This window comes from Micromonospora sp. D75 (assembly GCF_018070405.1).
In the GTDB taxonomy this organism is placed as follows: domain Bacteria; phylum Actinomycetota; class Actinomycetes; order Mycobacteriales; family Micromonosporaceae; genus Micromonospora; species Micromonospora chalcea.
In genome coordinates this window covers 1-2,746 of the sequence record NZ_JAGPXV010000720.1, presented here as the reverse complement: position 1 = coordinate 2,746, position 2,746 = coordinate 1, and the positions used below count along the sequence as shown (strand labels likewise).

The following is a 2,746-nucleotide window of genomic DNA, read 5'->3' as shown; positions in this document are numbered from 1 at the left end:
CTGCAGCAGGCCGCCGAGCACGCCGCCCTGCTGCTGGGTGCCGCTGCCGGCCACCGGAGGCTCCTCCGAGGGCTGGACGACGACGAAACCCTGACCGGCGAAGCTCATCGTGAACGCCTCACCGGTGCTGCGGCCGAGCAGCGTGCCGAGGCCGAGCTGCTCGGCGCGGTGGTAGCCGGTCTGGAGGTTCGCCGACCAGCAGACCGCCGCCTGCGGGTCCACGTACGTCGGCGCGTCCACGTTGAGCACCACCGGGGTGCCCTTGGTGGTGATGGCGATCCGGCCGTGCCCGGTGAACACGCAGTTGAACAGGCCGGAGGAGGACGCGAAACCGGCGCCGCCGACCATCTTGATGTCGTACTGCAGGGTCGAGTCGAAGGCCAGCACGCTGGAGCCGTTGATGGACAGCGCGTCGCCCGGCTCCAGGTCGATGACGTGCACGTCCTTGGCGAAGTCGGCGAGGAACACGTCGCCGCGCCCGGAGACCTTCATCAGCGGCACGCCCTCACCGGTGAGGCGCTGCTTGATGAACTTGCCGATGCCGCCGGAGCCGAGGGCCTGGAACTGCACCTGGCCCTGGTAGGCGACCATCGAGCCGACGCGGGCCATCGCCTCGCCGTTCAGCTCGATCTTCAGCATCTTGGAGTTCTGCAACCGCATGCCCGGCTGCTGGGACTCCTTCTCAAGGTTCTCCGCGGAGAACAGCGCGCTGCGCATGGGTTTTCCTCCTGGGTCAGAATGTGCCTGACCACGGAGGTTAGGGGACCGGCGCAACCACCGGAATCAGCCGGGCGGGGACCCGGTCAGCCCCAGCCCAGGGCGTGCAGACGCTCGTCGTCGATGCCGAAATGGTGGGCGATCTCGTGCACCACGGTCACCGCGACCTCCTCGACGACGTCGTCGTCGGTGTCGCAGATCGCCAGGATCGGATTGCGGTAGATCAGGATGCGGTCGGGCAGCACGCCGGAGTAGTCCCAGCCGCGATCGGTGAGCGCGTGCCCCTCGTACAGGCCGAGCAGGTCCTCGCCCGGCGGCGGGTCGTCCTCGACCAGGATGACCACGTTGCTCATGAGCCCGAGCAGCTCCTCGGGCACCTCGTCGAGTGCCTCGCCGACCAGTTCCTCGAACCGGTCCCGGCTCATCTCCACGGCCACGCGGCCCGGTCACTCCCCCAGAATCGGCACGTCACACGGCGAGGGCGGCCCGCAGGACACCCCCGCCGTGCCGTACGTGATGGTCAGGCCAGGCGGGCGTTCAGCGTGATCTGCGCGCCCGGCGACAGCAGCCGGGAGATCGGGCAGTTCTCCTTGGCCGCCTCGGCCAGCTTGGTGAACTCGGCCTGGTCGATGCCCGGAACCTGACCGACGGTCTCCAGGTCGATCCGGGTGACTGTCATGCCGGCGTCGGTCTTGTCGAAGTGCACCTTGGCGGTGGTCTCCACCGCCGTTTCCTGGGCGCCGGCGTCGGCGAGCTGCTTGGACAGCGCCATCGAGAAGCAGCCGGCGTGCGCGGCGCCGATCAGCTCCTCGGGGTTGGTGCCCTCGCCCTCCTCGAAGCGCGACTTGAAGGAGTAGTTGCCGGACAGGCCGCCCTTGCCGGTGCGGACGGTGCCGGACCCCTCGGTGAGGTTGCCCTGCCAGCGAGCGGATGCGGTACGGATAGGCATGGCACGACGCTACGCGAAAGCGGGCCGCGTCGCACCGCACCTGTGGACCACGATCCGGGCCGTCGGGTGTGTGCTGTGCCATGATTCGACGCAGGCCCGCGTACGGGAAGGGTGGCCATGTCACAGGATCTCCCCGTCCCCCGCCAGGAGAAGCGAATCCCCGTGCGGGACGACGACACCACTGTCGTCGAGTGGGGTGACGCCGAGCCGGAGTCCCCCGGCCGGGCCGGACGCTCGCTCGCCGCCCTGGGCCGGGACCGCCGCCTGCCGACAGTGCTCGCCGGGCTCGCCACGGTGGCCGCTGTCGCCTCGCTGATCGGCGAGTGGCTGATCATCACGGTGCCGGCCGAGGCCCGGGACGACGACGCGCCCACCCGGCTGACCAGTGGCATCTCCGAGATCGGCGGGTTCGGGGTGGCGTACCTGGTGGGCCTGCTCGGGCTGTCCGTGGCGCTGGCTCTGGCGCTGCGCGGCGCCCCGGCGGTCCGTCGGCACGCCGCGCTCGCCGGGCTGGGCCTGTCGGCGGGCGTGCTCGGCGTGCTGGTCGCGACCGCCGCCTCCCTCGAGCAGCTGGCCCGGCGCATCCTGTTCTTCGTCGGGGACCAGCGCCTCGACGTGGAGCACGGGCGCGGCCTGGTCACCGCGTTCCTCGCCGTGGCGCTGCTGGCCGCCGCGCTGCACCTGGCCGGCCGGAGCGCCGGGGACACGCCCGCCGACGAGGAACCGGACCACGACCACCCGGACGACCGGCCCGCCTGGCGGGGGCGCGCCGCCACGGACGACCTGCCGCCGGCCCCCGCGGACCTGACGGTGCAGCCCGCGGTGCCGTTCGCGGACCCCGACCGGTCCCGCTGACGCCGCATACGTCGGCCACCGCGGCTTCGCCTCCGATTCGCCGGAAAGCCGTGGTTGCCGCCCGTTCCGCGAGATACGGTTGCTGCCCGCCGTCCCGTGGTCGCGGCACCGAAGACCTGGTCGGCCGGCGTGACGGCGCGGGCGAAGGAGGAACCATGACCCGCCCGGGACTGCCCAAGCTGATCGCCACCGACCTCGACGGCACGCTCGTCCGCAGCGACGAGA

At 71.6% G+C, this 2,746-nt stretch carries 4 protein-coding genes; 1 reads left to right on the top strand and 3 read right to left on the bottom strand.

Annotated features, from left to right (window positions below; genetic code table 11):
• From KBX39_RS28145 to KBX39_RS28135, 3 genes are all read right to left on the bottom strand, one after another.
• On the bottom strand, positions 1-717 hold a 717-nt coding region (locus KBX39_RS28145; RefSeq protein WP_043327727.1), incomplete at its 3' end, for an AIM24 family protein.
• 86 nt (positions 718-803) lie between these two features.
• Positions 804-1,148: a metallopeptidase family protein gene (locus KBX39_RS28140; RefSeq protein ID WP_176722904.1), complete on the bottom strand. Its 345-nt coding sequence runs from the start codon at positions 1,146-1,148 to the stop codon at positions 804-806.
• An 89-nt stretch (positions 1,149-1,237) separates the two neighbouring features.
• Entirely contained in the window at positions 1,238-1,666 is a 429-nt protein-coding gene (locus tag KBX39_RS28135; protein ID WP_013289315.1) for an OsmC family protein, read from the bottom strand.
• Between the two features lie 162 nt (positions 1,667-1,828).
• Between KBX39_RS28135 and KBX39_RS28130 the strand changes: the two genes are divergently transcribed.
• Positions 1,829-2,521 carry a hypothetical protein gene (locus KBX39_RS28130; RefSeq protein ID WP_113974503.1) on the top strand — a complete coding sequence of 231 codons (693 nt, stop codon included), beginning with the start codon at positions 1,829-1,831 and terminating at the stop codon, positions 2,519-2,521.
• Positions 2,522-2,746 lie beyond the last annotated feature (225 nt).

What these genes read in the sequence shown, in the direction of transcription:
- KBX39_RS28135 (WP_013289315.1), bottom strand. Translation starts at nt 1,666, where the DNA reads ATGCCTATCCGTACCGCATCCGCTCGCTGGCAGGGCAACCTCACCGAG.